Source organism: Desulfovibrio sp., assembly GCF_018379785.1.
Taxonomy (GTDB): domain Bacteria; phylum Desulfobacterota; class Desulfovibrionia; order Desulfovibrionales; family Desulfovibrionaceae; genus Desulfovibrio.
Window position 1 is genome coordinate 51,028 of record NZ_JAGZUV010000009.1, and the last position, 17,780, is coordinate 68,807.

The window sequence follows — 17,780 nt, forward strand, 5'->3', positions numbered from 1 at the left end:
ATCGTTTCAGAACGCCATCCACTATGGAGGAATGTTTCGTGGTACATCCTGATTTTCCGGCCTATCGCGGCCGCATGGAATATGTCTGTCTGGACTGCGGGGCGCGCTATCCCGGCGACAGCCTGCTCTACGCCTGCCCGCAGTGCGGCGGCGTGTTCCTGCTGGAAAACCTGGACTTCGACCGCCTGAAAGAGCGCGACGGCGCGGCCTGGCGGGAGCTGTTCGATGCCCGCGCGGCCACGCGCGACACGGCGCTCAAGGGTATTTTCCGCTATTACGAACTGCTGGCCCCGCTGCTGGAGCAAGAGGACATCGTCTATCTGGGCGAAGGCCTGACCCCCATCGTGGAGGCCGCGCCCGCCCTGCGCGACCGCGTGGGCCTGCCCTTCGCCTACAAGAACGACGGCCAGAATCCCAGCGCTTCCTTCAAGGACCGGGGCATGGCCTGCGCCTTCAGCTATCTGAAATGGCTCTGCCGCCGCCACGAGTGGGACGAGGTGCTCACGGTCTGCGCTTCCACCGGCGACACCTCCGCCGCCGCCGCCCTGTACGCGGCCTATGTGGGCGCGCCGCTCAAGTCCGTGGTGCTCCTGCCCCACGGCAAGGTCACGCCCCAGCAGTTGTCGCAGCCCCTGGGCAGCGGTGCCACGGTCCTGGAACTGCCCGGCGTGTTCGACGACTGCATGAAAGTGGTGGAACATCTGGCGGAAAACTACCGCGTGGCTCTGCTCAATTCCAAGAACAGCTGGCGCATTCTGGGCCAGGAATCCTATGCCTATGAAGTGGCCCAGTGGTACGGCTGGGACGTGTCCGGCCTCTGCCTTTTCGTGCCCATCGGCAACGCGGGCAATGTCACGGCCGTCATGTCCGGCTTTCTGAAAATGCGGGAACTGGGCATCATCACCGGCCTGCCGCGCGTCTTCGGCGTGCAGTCCGAACACGCGGACCCTGTCTGGCGTTACTACGCCGCGCCCAGGGAGGCCCGCCACTGGCAGCCGGTGACGGTCACGCCCAGCGTGGCCCAGGCCGCCATGATCGGCAATCCCGTGTCCTTCCCGCGCGTGCGGCGGCTGGCCGAGCGCTTTGTGGAGGCGGGCGGCGAAACGGCCTTCCAGGTGGTTCAGGTCACGGAGCAGCAGATCATGGACGCCATGATCCAGGCCAACCGCCACGGGCACATCGCCTGCACCCAGGGCGGCGAATGCCTGGCCGGTCTGCTGAACGCCCGCGCGCTGGGGCTCATCGGCGGCGACGAGCACGCGGTGCTGGACGCCACGGCCCACAGCCTGAAGTTCGCGGGCTTTCAGGACATGTATTTCAACGATGCCTTTCCGCCGGAATACGGAGTTACGCCGGACAAGAGTCTGGCGAACCGGCCCGAACTGCTGTTGCCGGAAAGCGCGCGCCGGGGCCGGGACGTGGCCGAATTCGCCCGCCTGGGCGCCGAGGCCGTGGTGGAACGGCTGGGTCTGAAGAGGAAATAGGCGCTCGTGGCGACAGTCTCTGATGCATGAATGCCGCGCGGGGCGGAAAGGTTTTCAACGGCCTTTCCGCCCCGGTTTTTTGGGCGTTGCCTATCGTTGATCCCATTTTCTGCGGCACACCGCACAGGCCGCGTATTCCACCAACCCGCAGATGTCGTAGACCGGGATGCCCGTCGCCTTCTGAATCGGCTCGGCAAAGGCCGAGAGATCCGTGCATTCCAGCAGCAGGGCGTCCAGAGCCCGCGTCCGCGCGAAGGCTTCGGCCGTACCGACGATTTCCTGTTCCAGGCGGTCCAGGTCAAAATCGTGCCGTTTGTTTTCCAAGATGGTTTCCCGGAATTCGGGCTGCTCGTCCATGCCTTGAATGCGCACCGCGTCCCTGTTCGAGGCGCAGGCCGCGAAAAGCTCCGGCGTGAGCGCCGCGGCGCTGGCCGTGAGCACGCCGATGACCGCGTTTTCGCCGTGCAGCAGGCGCAGCAGCGGCAACTGCACGAGGCTTGAGAGCAGTACCGGCACCTTGAGTTCCCGCGCGATCTGCCCCTGGAAGCGGGCCATGAAGCCGCAGGAGCCGGTGACGGCGCGCACGCCGTCGGCTTCCAGTTCCCGCGCGGCCTGCAGAAAGGGTTCCAGCAGCTCGGGCGTGGGATTGAAGAGCAGGCGCGGGACGTCCACGCCCGTGATGACCCGCGTCACCACCGGAAAGCCGAAGGTCAGGGGATTGCGCAGATGCCCCCTGGGTTTGGGAAAGAGAGAGTCCAGGCAGAGCACGCCCACGGGCGTGTCATAGTATCGTGTGCCGCCTTTCAGAATCATGGCAGTCTCCTTGCAACGCGGAAGAAGCGCGGAAAATCAGTTTTTGCGCAGATCGCGGATCCAGCCGATGATGCCGAAAAAGACCCAGACGCCGCAGGCGATGTTCAGCACAAAGGATGTATAGATAAGTATCTTGGTGAATTCCAGCATGGGAGTCTCCTGACGGATGGCGTGAATGGACGCGGGTTACAGTTGTTCCGGGGCGTACATGCCGCTCCGGGGCGGGCGGTTTTTCATGAGCTGGTGGATGACGAAGAGGACCAGGCAGTTGATGCCCATGCCCACCAGGTTGGCCGGAATGCCGAAGGGCTCGCCCAGCACCTTGTCGCTCCACAGCAGGTAGCTCAAGCCGCCGATGACCATGGCGGGCGCGCCCGCGTAAGGCGAAATCCTGCCCCAGAGCAGGCCGCAGAGCAGGGGCGGAATGATGGTGGAGGGCCAGAGTTTGAAGACGTAGAGCATCAGGCCGAAGACGTCCTGAAAGGTGATGGCCGCCAGAATGGCCCCGCCGCCCACTACCAGGGTGGAAAGGCGCGACTGGCGCAGCATCTGGGCCTGGGTCGCCTGGGGATTGATGAACTTGTTGTAGATGTCGCGCGTGTAGGAGACGCAGGCGGTGTTGATGAAGGCCGCGGCCGAACTCATCACGGCGGCCAGCAGGGCGGCCAGCACCAGGCCCGTGACGCCCACGGGCAGCACGTCGCGGATCAGGTTGGTGAAGGCCAGGTCCGGCTTGACGTCGGGTTGCAGGGCCATGGAGGCCAGGCCGATGCCCGCCGTGGTGGCCAGGAAGAAGATCCAGTGCACGGAGAAGATCAGCACGCCCGCCTTGCTGTCCTTGGCCGACTTGGTGGAGGCATAGCGCTGGATGAAGTAGGGCGCGCAGAATTCGCCGAACAGGAAGCCGAAAAAGAGGCTGACCACCTGGACGGGTGACCAGTCCGCGAAGATTTTGAGATTGTCGGCATAGGCGGGCGCGGCCTGAAGGTTTGCCATCATGACGTCGAAGCCGCCGGCGTGGTCAATGGCCAGCCAGCCGCAGAGGCTTATGCCCACAATGATGATCACGTACTGGATGGCGTCGGTCATGGTCACGCCGAGCATGCCGCCGCAACAGGTGTAGGCCAGGGTGATGGCCGAGGAGATCAGGGCCGCCGGGATCAGGTCGATGCCGGTGGCCGTCTGCATGATCGCGCCCATGGCCAGAATCTGCACGCCGAACAGCCCGAGGCAGAAGAGAAAGGAAACCACGGCGGACACAAGCCGCCCGGCATGGCCGTAGTAGAGGCCGCAGAGGTCGCCCAGGCCGTAGACGTTTTTGATGTTGTGCACGCGCCCGGCGATGTACAGGCCGGAGAAAATCTGGTTGATGACCACGCCCATCAACCCGGCGAAAACCACGATGCCCGTGGTGTGCATGAAGGCCACCCGGCCGATGGTGGCACCGCCGCCGCAGAGCGTGGCCGCGATGGCCGCGAAAAAGATGCTCATGGGCAGGCCGCGTCCGGCCACGGCGTAGTCGTCGAAGTTGGAGACCTTTTTCATGGCCCACCAGCCGATGTAAACGACCACGAAAAGGTAGAGGATGATGATGGAATAATCTATCCAGTTAATGGGCATGTCCGTCACTCCTGGGGGTTCGGGCAATTTCACGTTGAAACGGCCCTGGTGGCTGCGGAAGCAGCCGCCCGACGCGTGGGCGTATGCGCAATCCGTTTGCGCGGAGAAACGCCGAAGCGGGCCTGCTTCAAATTCCGGGGATATATATTCTCAAAAGCTTTTCTCTTTACTCTTGCGCGGGATGGCGATCATTCCGGCGTGTGGAGATTGCAGTAGGTTTCAAGTTTCACGGGGCGGAAGGGGCTGCGCATGTGCAGGCAGCCCACGGTGTCGGGCCGCGCGCCCTGAGCACGAGCCGTAATCTCCGCCAAGGCCGGGCCGCACATGCGCCCCTGGCATTGGCCCATGCCGCAGCGGGTCACGCGTTTGACTTCGTTGACCTCGAGGAAGCCCTCGGCCACGGCCTTGCGGATGGCGCCCGCGCTGACGCACTCGCAGCGGCAGACCAGGGTTTCGTCCGGCACGTCGAAAATTTTCGGGTCAGGCGCGAAGACGTAGCGCAGAAAGCCGCGCGCCGCGCGCAGCACGGCCAGTTTGCGCCGGGCCCCGGCCGCGCGGCGTCCGGCCTCGGCCGGGGAGATGACGCCCAGACGCCGGGCCGCGTCGATGCCGGCCAGCCAGCCCTTGAGGCGGCTGGCGTCGCCGCCGTGCACATAGGCGCCGTCGCCCGCCACATACAGGCCGTCCAGGCTGGTGCGACCGTTGGCGTCCACGTCCGGATACCAGCAGCGCTGGACCCGGTCCCAGCGCAGGCGCGCGCCCAGGGCGTTACAGATCTGGACGCGGGGGATGATGCCCTCATGGCGCAGCAGCACGGCGGCCGGAAGTTCCCTCGTTTTGCCCTTGGCGGCGTAGGAAACCTTTTCCAGGCTGTCCGCGCCCAGAGCCCGGATGTCCCGCGCATTGCGGATGACGGGCACGCCGCCCCTGAGCACGCGCAGGGCCATGCGCAGGCCCTTGCCCAGATAGGGCGGGTCCAGCAGGGCGGCGGGCATGGCCGCGCCGGAGAGCAGACGTTGCGACAGGCTGCCCGTATCCAGCCAGGCCGCGATACGCACGCCCGCGTCCAGCAGATGCCCGGCCAGCAGAAGCAGCAGGGGGCCGTTGCCCGCCAGCACCACGGGGGCGTCCTTGTCCGCCGTGAGGCTGCCGCCGGAGCGCAGCAGAATGTCCGCCCCGCCCGCGCCCAGGACGCCGGGCAGGGTCCAGCCCGGAAAGGGCACGGGCCGTTCCATGCCGCCGGGGGCCAGAATGACGTTGGCCGCGCTCAAACGTTGCGGCACATTGTCCACGCTGAAGGAAAGGCAGCGTCCTTCCATGCCCCAGACCACGGCGCGCGGCACGTATGTCGCGCCGCTGCCGCGGAAATCCTCCACCAGGCGCAAACCCGTTTCGCGTTCTTTGGGGTCCATGAGGGCCTGGGCCAGGGGGCTTTCCACATTGCGCAGCAACTGCCCGCCCGGCGCGGCCTGCTCGTCCAGCAGGGTCACCGCCAGGCCGCAGGAACGCGCCGCGCAGGCCGCGGCCAGACCGGCCGGACCCGCGCCGACAATGACGACATCCGTATGCTTGTCCATCACTTGTCCTCCGGGGGCGTCTGCCGGTTCACGACCATGCCTTCCCGCACGGGCACCAGGCAGGACTGGACGTCGGCTTCGCCGTCGATTTCCATGAGGCATTCAAAACAGACGCCCATCAGGCAATAGGGCGCGCGCGGGCTGTGGTCCACGGGATGCGTCGCGGTACGCCCGGCGTGGGCGTGCCCCAGCACTGCGGCGGCCACGCTGATGCCCGCCGGGACGTCCAGGGACCGCCCGTCAAAGATGATGCGCACAGTGGCTGTGTTGGCGTTGTGCATGAAAACTCCTTTCAGCAGGCGAAGCCGAAGCGTTTGAGCGTCATGCCGCGCGCGGTTTCGGGCAGCTCCCCGCCCAGAATGAAATCGGGCAGCAGGCGGCTGTGCGCGGCGGCCATGGTCACTGCGCTGTGGGTATTGATCAGGCTCACCTGGGGGTGACCGGGCAGGCGGCTGTAAATGGCCATATTGTCTTCCGGCATGACGCGCAGGCCGGACCAGGTCCGGATCAGGCGCTTTTTCGCCAGTTCCGGCCAGACCCGCATGGCCCAGCGGCCTTCCGTGGCCACCGAGGCGGGAACGACGCCGCTGTCGTGTCCCACGCGTTCATGCTTGAAGCCGATGATCACCGTGCCGCCGAAGGTCTGGGTGGCCCCCAGCACCGGAATGGGCATGACCATGGGCAGGCGCTCCACCAGCAGCACCTGGCCCTTGTCCGGATAGACCGGCAGATCCGGCACGGCGAAACGGGCGAAGCGCCGGTTTGCCAGACCGGCGGCCAGCACCAGGCGGCGGCAGAAATAGTCCCCGTTGCGGGTGGCGACGCGATAGCCGCCCGCATGGGGGGTCACGTCGAGCACCAGGGTTTCCACATATTCGGCCCCCAGCCGGGGCAACGCCGCCCGGTAGGCGCGCAGCAGGGCCAGCGGGTCGATGACGCCGTCCTCTTCGCACCAGGCCGCGCCGCAGACCTCCGGCCCAAAGGTGATTTTGGGCAGCTTTTTTTCCAGCTCGCCGCGTTCGATCACGGCCCCCCGGTATTCGCCCAGAGCTTCGCGCAGTTTGACAATATAGTCGGCGCGCTTCTGAAAATCGTCCTCGCCGAGCACCGGAATCAGCCCGCCCGTGAAGTTCACGGGCACATGCAGGCCGGAGATATCCTCCAGCTCCCGGACCAGCTCCGGAAAGAGCCGCGAGGACATGAAGCCCCAGCGGGCGTATTCCGGCAGATGCAGGAATTTGGACTGGCACCAGATCAGCCCCACATTGGTGCGCGAGGCCATGTTGGTACGGGTGGGCGCGTCCAGCACCGTGGCCTTGCAGCCTTTTCCGGCCAGTCCGAAGGCCAGGGCCGCGCCGGAAATGCCGCCGCCCACGATGACGACGTCGCGTTCTCCGGATTTTCTTGACGGCGTTTTTTTGTCCATGCTTCGCCTCCCGGCGGCGGTTTGCTCAGGCCTTGTCCCTGTAAGCGATGCAGTCCACTTCCACGCGCAGGTCGCTCATCATGGCGGCCTGCACGCAGACCCGGGCCGGGGCGTGCTCCGGGGTGAAAAATTCCGCGTAGACCTTGTTGAATTGGGCGAAGTCGCGCGGATCGTCGATGAAGACGTTCACCCGCACCACGTCTTCCAGGCCGTAGCCCGCCAGAGCCAGGGCGGCCTTGAGGTTGTCGAGGGCCGCGCGGGCCTGCACGATCATGCTGCCGGAAACGATTTCGCCGTCGGCGTCGCGGGGCACCTGACCGCTGACGTAGAGCCAGCCGTCCGCGCCCGCGGCCTTGGAAAAGGGCAGCGCGCCCGCTTTGGCCGGAGTTCCGTAACGTGTGATGGGCATGTTTCCTCCTTCTTTGTTTTGCGCGCGCCGGGCATGCCGGGCAGGGCGCATAGTCGGGAGAAGAAAAGCAGGGACCATGCCAACGTTGGTTTGAAGTATTTTTATTAGTATTTTTAGTGAGTTATGATTTTTGCTGATAAAAAGAGGCCACAGTAATGTAATAAAACGTGACAATCTGTGAAAAAAGAAGCACGTTGAAATCAGCATCAGCCGCGAATGCAGCCGGTCCGGGCGTGCATTTTCGTCTTTGAGTGTAATAAAACTTTACATGTATTTTTTTATTACAAGGACAGCCCATGCTCAGCCAGATGTCCGCCATTCCGAATCTTGAGGAACTTATCCGGCGTTCGCACGCGCGTTCCGCGCGCTACGGGCTGGACCCGCATCTGGACGGCGCGCCCGAGGCCGGCGGCCTGAGCGCGGTGGGTCTGCGCAAGCGGATCAACGGGCAAAGGGAGTTCTTTGACCTGGCCCGGGCGCAGATCGACACGCTCTACGGACTGCTCAAGGGCACGGGTTTCTGCATGGCCCTGGCCGACAGCGAGGGCTACGTGCTTTACGTGGTGGGGGACGCGGAACTGGTGGAGCATTTCAAACGGCGGCGCTGCCTGCCCGGCTACCGCTGGCTGGAACGCGATGTGGGCACCTGCGCCATCGGTCTGGCCCTGGAGGAGAAGGTGCCGGTCTTTCTGCCCGGCGACGCCATGTTTTCCATGGACGCGCGCCGTCTGAGCAATGCGGGCGCGCCGGTTTTCGCGCCGGACGGCGGCGCGGTGCTGGGGGCCATTTCGCTCAGCGGCGAGTCGGCCATGATGCATGTGCACACTCTGGGGCTGGTGCGCCAGGCTGCGGAAACCGTGACCTCCCAGTTGCGCGAGCGGGAGCGCATGCGGGACCTTGCCGCCACCAACCAGTATTTGCGCGCCCTTATCGAATCCGACTCGCGGGGCATTGTCACCGTGGACTCGCACGGCCGCATCGTGCAGACCAACCGCAGCGCCCGGCGGCTCTTCAGTCTGCCCGCCTCGCCCGCCGGGCGGGATTTCGAGGATTTTACCGGCGGCCGCAGCGGCGTGCTGGAGCATCTCGCCACGGGCAAAAGTTTCAGGGCGCGCGAAATTCTCGCCCGGCACAGCGGCATGACGCATTTCGCTTCCTTTGACCCCATCTGCATGAGCAACGGCGAAGTGGCGGGCGGCCTGCTCACCGTGCAGGAAAAAAAGGAAGTTATGGGCATGGCCGTGGAAGTGACCGGCAGCCACGCCCATTTCACCTTTGATTCCATTCTGGGGTCCAGCGCCTGCCTGGGGCAGGCCCTGCGCCACGCCCGCATCGCGGCGGCCAGTACGGCCCCGGTGCTGCTCTGCGGCGAAACGGGCACGGGCAAGGAGCTCTTCGCCCAGGCCATCCACAACGGCGGGGAGCGGCGCAGCCGGCCCTTTGTGCCCATCAACTGCGGGGCCATCCCCAAGGAACTCCTGGAAAGCGAGCTGTTCGGCTATGAGGAGGGGGCCTTTACCGGCGCGCGCAAGGGCGGGCGGCCCGGCAAGTTCGAGCTGGCCGATTCGGGCACGCTTTTTCTGGACGAAATCGGGGACATGCCCTTTGACATGCAGGTCAAGCTGCTGCGCGTGCTCCAGACCGGCGAGATCCAGCGCGTGGGCGGCCTGCGCAGCGTGCCCGTGGATCTGCGCGTCATTTCGGCCACCAACAAGGATCTGAGGCAGGCCATCGAACAGCAGAAATTCCGCGCGGATCTCTATTACCGCATCAGCACTCTGAACATCCTTGTGCCGCCCTTGCGCGAGCGGCCGGAAGACATTCTGCCCCTGGCCGAGTATTTCATCCAGCGGCACAGGCTGCGCCTGAACAAACCCACGGCGGTTCTGCCGCCGGACACCGCCGCCATGCTCACGGCCCATGCCTGGCCCGGCAACGTCCGCCAGCTGGAAAGCGCGGTGGAGCGCGCCATGCATCTGGCCGAGGGCGGCGATCTGCTGGCCGAGCATTTCGGCATCGCCGGGCTGGAGCGGCCCCGGCAGGCGGCCCCAGCGGAACAATCCGGCGGCTCTGGCCAGGGCACTTTGGAAGACCTGGAGCAGCGGGCCGTGGCCGAAGCTCTGGCCCGGCACAACGGCAATATCCGGGCCGCGTCCCGCGCCCTGGGCGTCAGCCGTCCCACGCTCTACCGGAAACTGAAGAAAATGGCGGACAGGGACTGAAGCCGCGCCGCCGCGGAGCCGCCCGTCCCGGTTTGCAAGGCCGTCTGATTGCCAAAATGCGGCGTTCTGGTAGCATTGCCATAAACACATCGCCAGGTTGGGCATTTCAACTCAAAGTTAATCTGCTCCAGGGGCGAAATTTTCAGCCGGGATATCCGCACTATCCCGGCTTTACATATTCAGTGAGGATGCCATGACACTCCTGGGAATGCATTTGGATTTGGCGGGAGCGCTGCTGATTTTCTGTCTGCGTCTCGCGGACGTGACTCTGGGGACGGTCAGAACCGTCCTGGTCATGCGCGGCGTGCGCTTTGTGGCGGCCCTGGTGGGATTTTTCGAGATCATCATCTGGGTGGTCGCCATCTCACGGGTCATGGCGCATCTGGACAACGTCTTCAACATCATTGCCTATGCCGGGGGCTACAGTTGCGGCATTCTGATGGGTATTTTCGTGGAAGAGCGTCTGGCTCTGGGCATCACCGTCGTCAATATCGTGGCGCCCGAGAACGACGAGCACCTTGCCGCCGTGTTGCGCAAAGCCGGTTTCGGCGTAACCCGGCTTGAGGCCTTCGGCATGCATGACGAAATGCACTTTTTGCGGGTGGTCTTGCCGCGCCGCAAGGTCAACAGCCTGGTGCGCCTGTGCAAGAGACTTTCGCCCAAGAGCTTTCTTACCATTGAGGATGTGCGCAGCGCGCACGGCGGCTATCTGCCGTAGGAGCCTAAACGCGCGGTGCGGATTTCCACGAAAATCCGCACCGCGAAGAGCCCGCTTCAGCTCCTACAGCAGTTCGCCGTGACGCCGGATGTAAGCCCGCTTCACCACGGTGGTCAGCAGCATATAGCCCAGGATCATGCCGCCCAGCCAGGGGAAATACCCGGCGGGCAGGGCCGCCATGTCCAGGCCCCGGCCCAGGGAGGTGAAGGGGATGAGTGTGCCCACGGCAATGCCCAGGCTGGTCAGGAGCGTCAACTGCCAGGCGGCCCGGCTCTCCACGAAGGGCAGCTTGGGCGTGCGGATCATGTGAACGACCAGGGTCTGGGACCAGAGCGACTCCACAAACCAGCCCGCCTGGAACAGCGCCGCGAAGGCGGCCTGCCCGGCCGGGTCCAGGCTGTGCCAGGGGCCGCCCAGAACCGCCGGGCAGATCAGCCGGTACATCAGGACAAAGGTCAGCAGGTCGAAAATCGAGCTGGTAGGCCCGAGCCAGAGCATGAAGGAGCTGATGGAACCGGCGTCCCAGGTACGGGGCTGGTGCAGGAATTCCTCGTCCACATTGTCCCAGGGAATGGTGGTGCAGGACAGGTCGTAGATCAGGTTGAGCACCAGAATCTGCAGGGGCGTCATGGGCAGGAAGGGCAGAAAGACGCTGGCCGCCAGCACCGAGAACATATTCCCGAAATTGGAACTCACCGTCATCTTGATGTATTTGATGATGTTGGCGTAGGTGCGGCGTCCTTCAATGACCCCGGCCTCCAGCACGGTGAGATCCTTTTCCAGCAGGATCACGCCCGCCGACTCGCGGGCCACGTCCACGGCGGTGTCCACGGAAATGCCCACGTCGGCGGTGCGCATGGCCGCCGCGTCGTTGATGCCGTCGCCCATGAAGCCCGTCACATGGCCGTTGCCGCGCAGGCAGGCCACAATGCGCGCCTTCTGCTGCGGGCTGAGCTTGGCGAAGATATCCACCCGTTCTACTTCCCGTCGAAGGCGCTCGTCGTCCATATCCGCCAGATCCGCGCCCAGCAGCACGCGTTCGGCGGGCAGGCCCACCTGGCGGCAGATGCTGCGGGTCACGGCGTCGTTGTCGCCGGTGAGCACCTTGACGCGCACCCCGTAGCCGCGCAGGGCGGCCACGGCCTGGGCCGCCGATTCCTTGGGCGGGTCCAGAAAGGCCAGGTAGCCCATGAGCACCATGTCGGCCTCGTCGGCCACGGAGAAGCTCCGGCCGCCGTCCGGCAGGGTTTTCCGGGCCACGCCCAGCACGCGCAGGCCGTCGGCATTGTAGCGGCGGGTGCGGGCCAGGATTTCCTCACGCAGTTCCGGAGTCAGCGGCTCCACCTGGCCGTGGTATTCGGCCCAGGCGCAGACGGCCAGCATTTCCTCCAGCGCGCCCTTGGTGATCATCCGGGTCTTGCCCCGGTGGTCGGCGACGACCACGCTCATGCGGCGGCGGCCGAAATCAAAGGGGATTTCATCCACTTTGACGTAGTCCCGCCGCAGAGGGAGCATGTCCAGGTCGTCGGCATGGTCCACAATGGCCACGTCCAGCAGGTTTTTCAGGCCGGTCTGGAACCAGCTGTTCAGAAAGGCGTGGCGCAGCACGCGCTCGTCCTCGTTGCCGTGCACGTCCAGGGAATATTCCAGAATGATCTTGTCCCTGGTCAGGGTGCCGGTCTTGTCCGTGCAGAGCACGTCCATGGCCCCCAGATTCTGGATGGCGTCCAGCCGCCGCACGATGACCTTTTTGCGGGCCATGAAGGCCGCGCCGCGCACCAGATTGGCGGAAACCACGGTGGGCAGCATTTCCGGCGTCAGGCCCACGGCCACGGACAGGGCGAAGAGCGCGGCCTCCACCCAGTCGCCCTTGGTGAAGCCGTTGATGAAAAAGACAATGGGCACCATGCAGGCCATGAAACGGATCAGCAGCCAGGACACGGCGCTGACGCCCTTGTCGAAACTGGTGCGGGTGGTGGTGTCGGCGATCTGGCGGGCCAGGGAGCCGAACAGGGTGGCGTTGCCCACGGCCAGCACCAGGGCCAGGGCCGAGCCGCTGACCACGTTGCCGCCCATGAAGGCCAGGTCGGCGCAGTCCAGCGGGCTCTGGGGCGGGCTGGCCGGGGCCTCTGGAGAGGCGTCCGGCAGACCGGCGAATTTTTCCACCGGCTCGCTTTCGCCGGTCAGGGAGGACTGGCTGATGAAGAGGTCCTTGGCCTCCAGAATCCGCAGGTCCGCCGGGATCATGTCCCCGGCGGCCAGGCGGACCACATCGCCGGGCACCAATTCGCTGATGGGCCGCTCGCCGCCCCGGCCGTCGCGCAGCACGTCGATGGTGGTGTTGACCAGGGATTCCAGGCGGGCCACGGCGTCGCCGGAGCGGGCCTCCTGCACGAAGCGCAGCGTGCCGCTGATCAGCACCATGCCGCCCACGATGAGCACGGCCGTGAGATCTTTTTCCCCGGCGGCGGCCAGCAGATAGTCGGTGATGAAGGAAATGGCCGCGAGCAGCAGCAGAACCACGCTGAAGGGATTGAGAAATGCCCTGAGCAGTCGCAGGGGCAGAGGTTCCCGGCGGCTGCGGGTCAGGCGGTTTTCACCGTGGCGCTGGCGCAGGGCCGGGATTTGCGCGCTGTTCAGGCCCCGCATGGACGATTTGTAGGCGCGCAGCAGGGCGTCCGGTTGTTGCCGGGCGGCATCAAGCAGATGTTGCGAGACGGCGCGCTTCGGCGCTGCCGGGGCGTGGGGGCGTCCGACGCCGCGCGCGGCGCGGTCCGCACGGGACAGCGGGCGGGATGACGGACGCGGGGGACGGAATAAAGCTTTCAGAGTCGTGAAAAAGGAAAACATGGGAACCTCCTGGAACCGGCGCGGGACGCGCCGTTCTCAAGAGGCGTTCAGCGGGAGAGGGCGGGCGCGGGCAGGCCGGCGGGATTATGCGTACCGGGTTCAGGTGCGGGAAAGTCGGGACTGTCGGATGGCATAGTGTCGTGCTCCTTTGTGCTGCTGAAACAAGGCATAATGATTACTGATTAAGGGAAAACGCGCGGGACGTCAAATCAGCGCGGGGCCCGCGGTCCATTCCCCGGTCAGCGCAACGCCGCCACAAAATCGTGGAGCAGGCGGACAGCCTCCACAGTAAGCCCCTCGCAAAGATGCGGCGGATCGCTCTTCTGAAAGCCGCCGGGCCGCAACACCCGGCAATCGACCCCGCCGAAACGCTCTTGGAAGGCGGCGGCATAGCGGCCGCAGACGGCGCAGACTTCCTTCTCCGTCTTGCCCAGGGACGACGCATGGACCCCGAGGAAGAGCAGCGCGCCCTCCAGCAGGCCGCACTGGCAGCCCATGCGCCCGGCTCCGTTCAGGCCGATGGCCGCGCGGTCCAGTTGCGGATCCAGGGGCAGATCGAACAGGCGGCTCATGCAGTACAGGGTGGTGCGGGCACAGTTGATGTCCCTGTCCCAGTAACAGGCGCGGACCATTTCCGCGATCCGCCGGTCGGTTTCCCGATGCGCGTCCATAACGGCCTCACAAGCCCAGGAGTTGCCGCCAGCGCGGCAGTTCCTGGTTCAGATCCAGGTAATCGGGCGGCAGGTCCAGGGGCGCCGCTGTTGCCAGGGCCAGGCGCACGTCCTCCAGATCGCCGGTGCGCGGCAGTTCCGGCACGTCCTGCAAGGGGCAGAGGTCGAAGTCGTCGCTGGGCAGCATAACCATGACCGGCAGGCCCTTGAGCGCCGCTTCCAGGGCGGCGGTGGTGGAATTGGAGGCCCAGACCGTCACGCCGGGCCGCAACTGTTCGGCAATGGGGCCGTCCGCCAGGCGGATTTCGCGCATCCGGCGGCCCAGCAGGGCGCGCAGGCGTTCTTCCACGGGCAGGTAGGGGTGGGGCTTGACGACAATATCCCAGCCTTCCAGCAGCCCGGCATGCACGGCGCGTGCCAGCAAGACCAGATGGGCCTCGGTTTCGTCGTTGAAAAAGCTGGTCAGGACCAGCAGCCGCTTGAGGCCGCCCGCGGGCGTAGTCGGCGCGGGGTCCGGGGCTTCCGTTTGCGCCGGAGCCGCGTCGGCGAGGTAGAGGTAGCGCAGGGCCTCCACTTCGCCCAGGCGCTCGGGCGGCATGCCCGCGTCCAGCCACTGGCGGCAGGCCGAGCGGCCGTTGCCCCGGATGGCGTCAGGTTGGAAGATCGCGCAGTCCGGCGCGCTGAAGGCGCGCGGATCGTCGAAATAGCGGAAGTCCGTGGGCCGGATGGTGGAATGCTGCGCGCCGAAGACCGGCCCGTTCCCGGCCTCATGCGCGGCCTGGGTCAGCATGCGCTCCCAGGGGCAGTTTTCCAGCGGGAACAGGGTCCAGCGCTGCGGCCCGGCGCAGTGCGCATAGCTCTTGAAGGCCCGGTTCTGAAGGCAGCGCTCCAGGCCGCGCCAGCCCCGGAAGGATTCGGCCCAGTCGCCCTTGGCGTAGTCCCAGAAATTGAGCCGGGAACCGGCGAAGTGAAAGGCCGGGCGCGCGTGTTTTTCCAGGCGCAGGCTGGCCCAGCAGAGGCGCAGATGCCGCCACAGGGCTGCCCAGAGATCGCGGTGGCGCAGAAATTCTTCCAGATAGTGGAAGGAAAGGCCGTCTTTGCCTTCCTCGCGGAAACGGTCGCGCAGTTTGCGGCATTGGGCGAAGGAAAGCTGGGGCGCGGGAAAGCGGATGAACAGCCAGCGCACGAACTGCGCGCCTTCGCGCCGGGCCACCGCGTCAAGAACGTCGTGCAGTTTTTCCCAGTAGCGGGAGCGGAAGCGCCCCAGACCGGCGGCGTGCATGTCCAGGTTGGGGAAATAGGTGACGATGCCGGCCGTCTTGTGCTGTTCCGCCGAGGGCCTCGGCGGCGGGCAGGCTTTGCCGTTGTACGCGCAGGGCAGCTTGCGTCGTATGGTCCACCACCAGTGCGCGTAGCGGGCCGCGGCCCGCAAGGGCGCGGGGCAGGCGTTGTAGATCCGCCGCGGCAGGCTTTGCGCGGGTTTGAGGCGCAGCCCCGGCTCGTGGCATTCCACAAAGAGGCGGCCCGACACGGCGCAGAAATCCGCCAAGGTGTGGCGCAGGGCGGCGTCGCCGCCGCAGAGCCGCAGGGCCGTGAAGCCTTCCTCGTCCATGAGGCGTTCCAGGGCGCGCAGCTTGTAGATGGTGTAGAGATTGGGCGTCATCTTGGGGTGGCGCTCGTAGAGCAGGGAGCACCACCACATGGACGGACTTTCCCCGGCTTTGAGCTTTTCCTGCAGTTCCTTGCGGCCCACACGCAGGCGGCTCAGATCATAGGCCCAGGCCATATGTTCGGCGCGGATCGCCACCAGGTCCGCATGGAGACGCGCGGGCAGGGATATCCGGCCTTCCGGCACTTCCCAGGCGCTCCAGTGGGCGACGGCCTGGCCCAGACCGGAGGCGGGCGACGGTACGGACGGCTCCTTGGCCGGTTCCACCAGCAGCACCAGTTCTTTCATGGGTGCGCCTCCGTCGCGGCTTCGTCCAGGGCCGCGCGCACAGCCGGGCCGTAAGGCGGCCGCAGCACGCCCGCTTCGGTGATGATGCCGCTGATCAGCGCCGCCGGGGTCACGTCAAAAGCGAAGTTGTAGACCGGTACGCCCTCGGGCGTCACGCGCCGCCCCCCCGCATGGGTCACCTCCCCGGTCGGGCGTTCCTCAATGGGAATGGCCGTGCCGTCGGCCGTTTGCGGGTCAATGGTCGAGAGCGGCGCGGCCACATAGAAGGGGATGCCGAAATGCCGCGCCAGCAGGGCCACGCCGAAGGTGCCGATCTTGTTGGCCGCGTCGCCGTTGGCCGCGATGCGGTCCGCGCCCACCACCACGCGCTGGACGAGCCCTTTCTGCATCAGCAGGGCGCAGGCGTTGTCGCAGGCCACGGTAACCGGAATGCCGTCCTTGTGCAGCTCCCAGGCCGTGAGCCGCGCGCCCTGCAAAAAAGGGCGGGTTTCATCGGCAATGACCCGGATGCGCTTGCCCTGTTCCACTGCGGCGCGGATCACGCCCAGAGCCGTGCCGTAGCCCGCCGTAGCCAGGGCCCCGGCGTTGCAGTGGGTGAGCACCGTGTCTCCGTCCTCCAGGCAGTCCGCGCCGAAGCGGCCCAGGCGCTTGCAGGCGGCCACGTCCTCGTCCTGCATGGTCCGGGCCTCGCGCAGAAAAAGCTCCAGCAGGGCGGGGCGGTCCACATCTCCGGCGGCGCGTCGGCACGCGCGCATGCGTTCCACGGCCCAGCGCAGATTCACGGCCGTGGGCCGGGCGTCGGCAATGGCCTCCAGGGCGGCGTCCAGGCGCTCCCGCCAGCCGTCGCCGTCCCCGGTCCGGGAGACGGCCAGGGCGCAGCCCCAGGCGGCGGTGACGCCGATGGCCGGAGCGCCGCGTACCACCATGGTTTGCAGAGCCGTGATCACCTCGTCGGGCGTGCGGCAGACGAAATCCGCCTCCTCTCCCGGCAAAAGGCGTTGGTCCAGCAGATGCAGTTCCAGGGCGTCGCGATCAAAACGGATGTGGTCGTTCATGGCGTCTCCTTGTTCCCTGCCTTACACGACAATGCGTCCGATGGCAAAAAACGGCTTGCCGGAAGAGTGCCGCGCCGGTATGGGAGCCGGGTTCTGGACAGTCCCGCGAGCCGGGCATAGAGTTGCCCCGGCGGCAGGGGATTGTGCCCGCGCCGCCCACTACTCAGGAGGAAATCAAGATATGCGTTACGCATGGACTTTGCTGCTGGCCGGGGCGTTGTGCCTGGGCCTGGCGGGCGCGGCCTCGGCGGCTCCGGACGGCTTCAAGGAACACAAGCTGCCGGGCCTGACCATCGACCTGCCCTCGGACTGGCAAATCGCCCCCAAGGAGGCTCTGGCCCAAGTGCAGAAGCAGGCCGGGGACATGAAGGTGCTGCTGATGGCCCAGAGCCCGGAAGTGCCGCAGTTCGCCATCATGGAGCAGCCCGTGGGCGAGATGGACCAGGCCGCTTTCGCCAAACTGGATGAGGACGGCGTCAAGGAAATCTGCGCACAGGCCATCGACGGCTTCAAGCGGGGCGGCGCCACGGAAGTGAACTGCGCGCGCGAAACAACGGCCAAGGGCGCGGCTCTGGCCGTGACCGCGCTGTTCCCGGCCAGGGGGCTGTGCAATGTGAGCTGGGGCTTTTACGAAGGCAAAAAGACCCTGGCCGTGAGCGCCATGCTCCGGCAGCGCGACACCAAACTGCCCGCCAAGCTGCAAACCGTTTTGAAGAGCATCAAGCTGGGCAACTAGGCTCAGTCCTCATTTGAAATGTTCTGTCATGCAAGGGGCCGCGTCGTCTGACGCGGCCCTTTTGCGTGGTTTCAGGCCGTAAAATGGGTTCAGGCGTGCGGGCAGTTGCCGCTGAAACGGGCGGCATGCTCCCTGAGCGTGCGGTCCAGGGCCAGGAGCAGGCGTTGGGCCGAGGCCGGGGTCATGACGATGCGCCGGTCCAGGTCCACGGCCAGGACGTTTTCAGTGCCGCCGTCCTGGGT

At 65.9% G+C, this 17,780-nt stretch carries 14 protein-coding genes; 4 read left to right on the plus strand and 10 right to left on the minus strand.

What is annotated here, in order from left to right; genetic code table 11:
* Positions 1 to 74 precede the first annotated feature (74 nt).
* Positions 75 to 1,484 (plus strand): threonine synthase, encoded by a 1,410-nt coding sequence (gene thrC, locus KH208_RS03125; protein WP_291433761.1) that lies wholly within the window; start codon positions 75 to 77, stop codon positions 1,482 to 1,484.
* Between the two features lie 90 nt (positions 1,485 to 1,574).
* Here the strand turns inward: thrC and KH208_RS03130 are convergent, their stop codons facing one another.
* The 6 genes from KH208_RS03130 to KH208_RS03155 form a co-directional block, all read right to left on the minus strand.
* On the minus strand, positions 1,575 to 2,297 hold the full coding sequence (locus tag KH208_RS03130) for an aspartate/glutamate racemase family protein (protein ID WP_291433741.1): 723 nt from the start codon (positions 2,295 to 2,297) through the stop codon (positions 1,575 to 1,577).
* A 186-nt stretch (positions 2,298 to 2,483) separates the two neighbouring features.
* The gene (locus tag KH208_RS03135) at positions 2,484 to 3,917 is read right to left on the minus strand and encodes a sodium:solute symporter (protein WP_291433744.1); all 1,434 of its coding nucleotides are present in this window, start codon (positions 3,915 to 3,917) and stop codon (positions 2,484 to 2,486) included.
* Positions 3,918 to 4,105: 188 nt separating this feature from the next.
* Positions 4,106 to 5,494, minus strand: a complete 1,389-nt coding sequence (locus KH208_RS03140) for an FAD-dependent oxidoreductase (RefSeq protein WP_291433745.1) — start codon at positions 5,492 to 5,494, stop codon at positions 4,106 to 4,108.
* On the minus strand, positions 5,494 to 5,775 hold the full coding sequence (locus tag KH208_RS03145) for a (2Fe-2S)-binding protein (RefSeq protein ID WP_291433747.1): 282 nt from the start codon (positions 5,773 to 5,775) through the stop codon (positions 5,494 to 5,496). The genes KH208_RS03140 and KH208_RS03145 overlap by 1 nt, the downstream gene beginning before the upstream one ends.
* An 11-nt stretch (positions 5,776 to 5,786) precedes the next feature.
* Positions 5,787 to 6,920 (minus strand): FAD-binding oxidoreductase, encoded by a 1,134-nt coding sequence (locus KH208_RS03150; protein WP_291433749.1) that lies wholly within the window; start codon positions 6,918 to 6,920, stop codon positions 5,787 to 5,789.
* 25 nt (positions 6,921 to 6,945) lie between these two features.
* Positions 6,946 to 7,329 (minus strand): RidA family protein, encoded by a 384-nt coding sequence (locus KH208_RS03155; protein WP_291433750.1) that lies wholly within the window; start codon positions 7,327 to 7,329, stop codon positions 6,946 to 6,948.
* A 296-nt stretch (positions 7,330 to 7,625) separates the two neighbouring features.
* Between KH208_RS03155 and KH208_RS03160 the strand changes: the two genes are divergently transcribed.
* Together KH208_RS03160 and KH208_RS03165 are read left to right on the plus strand one after the other, a co-directional pair.
* Positions 7,626 to 9,551: a sigma 54-interacting transcriptional regulator gene (locus KH208_RS03160; RefSeq protein ID WP_291433751.1), complete on the plus strand. Its 1,926-nt coding sequence runs from the start codon at positions 7,626 to 7,628 to the stop codon at positions 9,549 to 9,551.
* Positions 9,552 to 9,744: 193 nt separating this feature from the next.
* Positions 9,745 to 10,269 carry a DUF2179 domain-containing protein gene (locus KH208_RS03165; RefSeq protein WP_291433752.1) on the plus strand — a complete coding sequence of 175 codons (525 nt, stop codon included), beginning with the start codon at positions 9,745 to 9,747 and terminating at the stop codon, positions 10,267 to 10,269.
* Between the two features lie 63 nt (positions 10,270 to 10,332).
* Here the strand turns inward: KH208_RS03165 and mgtA are convergent, their stop codons facing one another.
* The 4 genes from mgtA to mtnA all read right to left on the minus strand — a co-directional run bounded on the left by mgtA (position 10,333) and on the right by mtnA (position 16,802).
* Positions 10,333 to 13,119 carry a magnesium-translocating P-type ATPase gene (gene mgtA, locus KH208_RS03170; protein ID WP_291433753.1) on the minus strand — a complete coding sequence of 929 codons (2,787 nt, stop codon included), beginning with the start codon at positions 13,117 to 13,119 and terminating at the stop codon, positions 10,333 to 10,335.
* A 239-nt stretch (positions 13,120 to 13,358) separates the two neighbouring features.
* On the minus strand, positions 13,359 to 13,790 hold the full coding sequence (locus tag KH208_RS03175) for a C-GCAxxG-C-C family protein (RefSeq protein ID WP_291433754.1): 432 nt from the start codon (positions 13,788 to 13,790) through the stop codon (positions 13,359 to 13,361).
* Between the two features lie 7 nt (positions 13,791 to 13,797).
* A complete protein-coding gene (locus KH208_RS03180; protein WP_291433755.1) occupies positions 13,798 to 15,747 on the minus strand; it encodes a TIGR04326 family surface carbohydrate biosynthesis protein in 1,950 nt (649 codons plus the stop codon).
* A complete protein-coding gene (gene mtnA / locus KH208_RS03185) occupies positions 15,744 to 16,802 on the minus strand; it encodes an S-methyl-5-thioribose-1-phosphate isomerase (RefSeq protein ID WP_291433757.1) in 1,059 nt (352 codons plus the stop codon). The genes KH208_RS03180 and mtnA overlap by 4 nt, the downstream gene beginning before the upstream one ends.
* A 181-nt stretch (positions 16,803 to 16,983) precedes the next feature.
* On the opposite strand from mtnA, the gene KH208_RS03190 reads away from it, so the two are divergent.
* Positions 16,984 to 17,538 (plus strand): hypothetical protein, encoded by a 555-nt coding sequence (locus KH208_RS03190; RefSeq protein ID WP_291433759.1) that lies wholly within the window; start codon positions 16,984 to 16,986, stop codon positions 17,536 to 17,538.
* Positions 17,539 to 17,780: the final 242 nt, after the last annotated feature.

What these genes read in the sequence shown, in the direction of transcription:
- KH208_RS03175 (WP_291433754.1), bottom strand. Translation starts at nt 13,790, where the DNA reads ATGGACGCGCATCGGGAAACCGACCGGCGGATCGCGGAAATGGTCCGC.
- KH208_RS03165 (WP_291433752.1), top strand. Translation starts at nt 9,745, where the DNA reads ATGACACTCCTGGGAATGCATTTGGATTTGGCGGGAGCGCTGCTGATT.
- KH208_RS03145 (WP_291433747.1), bottom strand. Translation starts at nt 5,775, where the DNA reads ATGCACAACGCCAACACAGCCACTGTGCGCATCATCTTTGACGGGCGG.
- KH208_RS03135 (WP_291433744.1), bottom strand. Translation starts at nt 3,917, where the DNA reads ATGCCCATTAACTGGATAGATTATTCCATCATCATCCTCTACCTTTTC.
- mtnA (WP_291433757.1), bottom strand. Translation starts at nt 16,802, where the DNA reads ATGAACGACCACATCCGTTTTGATCGCGACGCCCTGGAACTGCATCTG.
- KH208_RS03155 (WP_291433750.1), bottom strand. Translation starts at nt 7,329, where the DNA reads ATGCCCATCACACGTTACGGAACTCCGGCCAAAGCGGGCGCGCTGCCC.
- KH208_RS03190 (WP_291433759.1), top strand. Translation starts at nt 16,984, where the DNA reads ATGCGTTACGCATGGACTTTGCTGCTGGCCGGGGCGTTGTGCCTGGGC.
- KH208_RS03160 (WP_291433751.1), top strand. Translation starts at nt 7,626, where the DNA reads ATGCTCAGCCAGATGTCCGCCATTCCGAATCTTGAGGAACTTATCCGG.
- thrC (WP_291433761.1), top strand. Translation starts at nt 75, where the DNA reads ATGGAATATGTCTGTCTGGACTGCGGGGCGCGCTATCCCGGCGACAGC.
- KH208_RS03180 (WP_291433755.1), bottom strand. Translation starts at nt 15,747, where the DNA reads ATGAAAGAACTGGTGCTGCTGGTGGAACCGGCCAAGGAGCCGTCCGTA.
- KH208_RS03140 (WP_291433745.1), bottom strand. Translation starts at nt 5,494, where the DNA reads ATGGACAAGCATACGGATGTCGTCATTGTCGGCGCGGGTCCGGCCGGT.
- mgtA (WP_291433753.1), bottom strand. Translation starts at nt 13,119, where the DNA reads ATGTTTTCCTTTTTCACGACTCTGAAAGCTTTATTCCGTCCCCCGCGT.
- KH208_RS03130 (WP_291433741.1), bottom strand. Translation starts at nt 2,297, where the DNA reads ATGATTCTGAAAGGCGGCACACGATACTATGACACGCCCGTGGGCGTG.
- KH208_RS03150 (WP_291433749.1), bottom strand. Translation starts at nt 6,920, where the DNA reads ATGGACAAAAAAACGCCGTCAAGAAAATCCGGAGAACGCGACGTCGTC.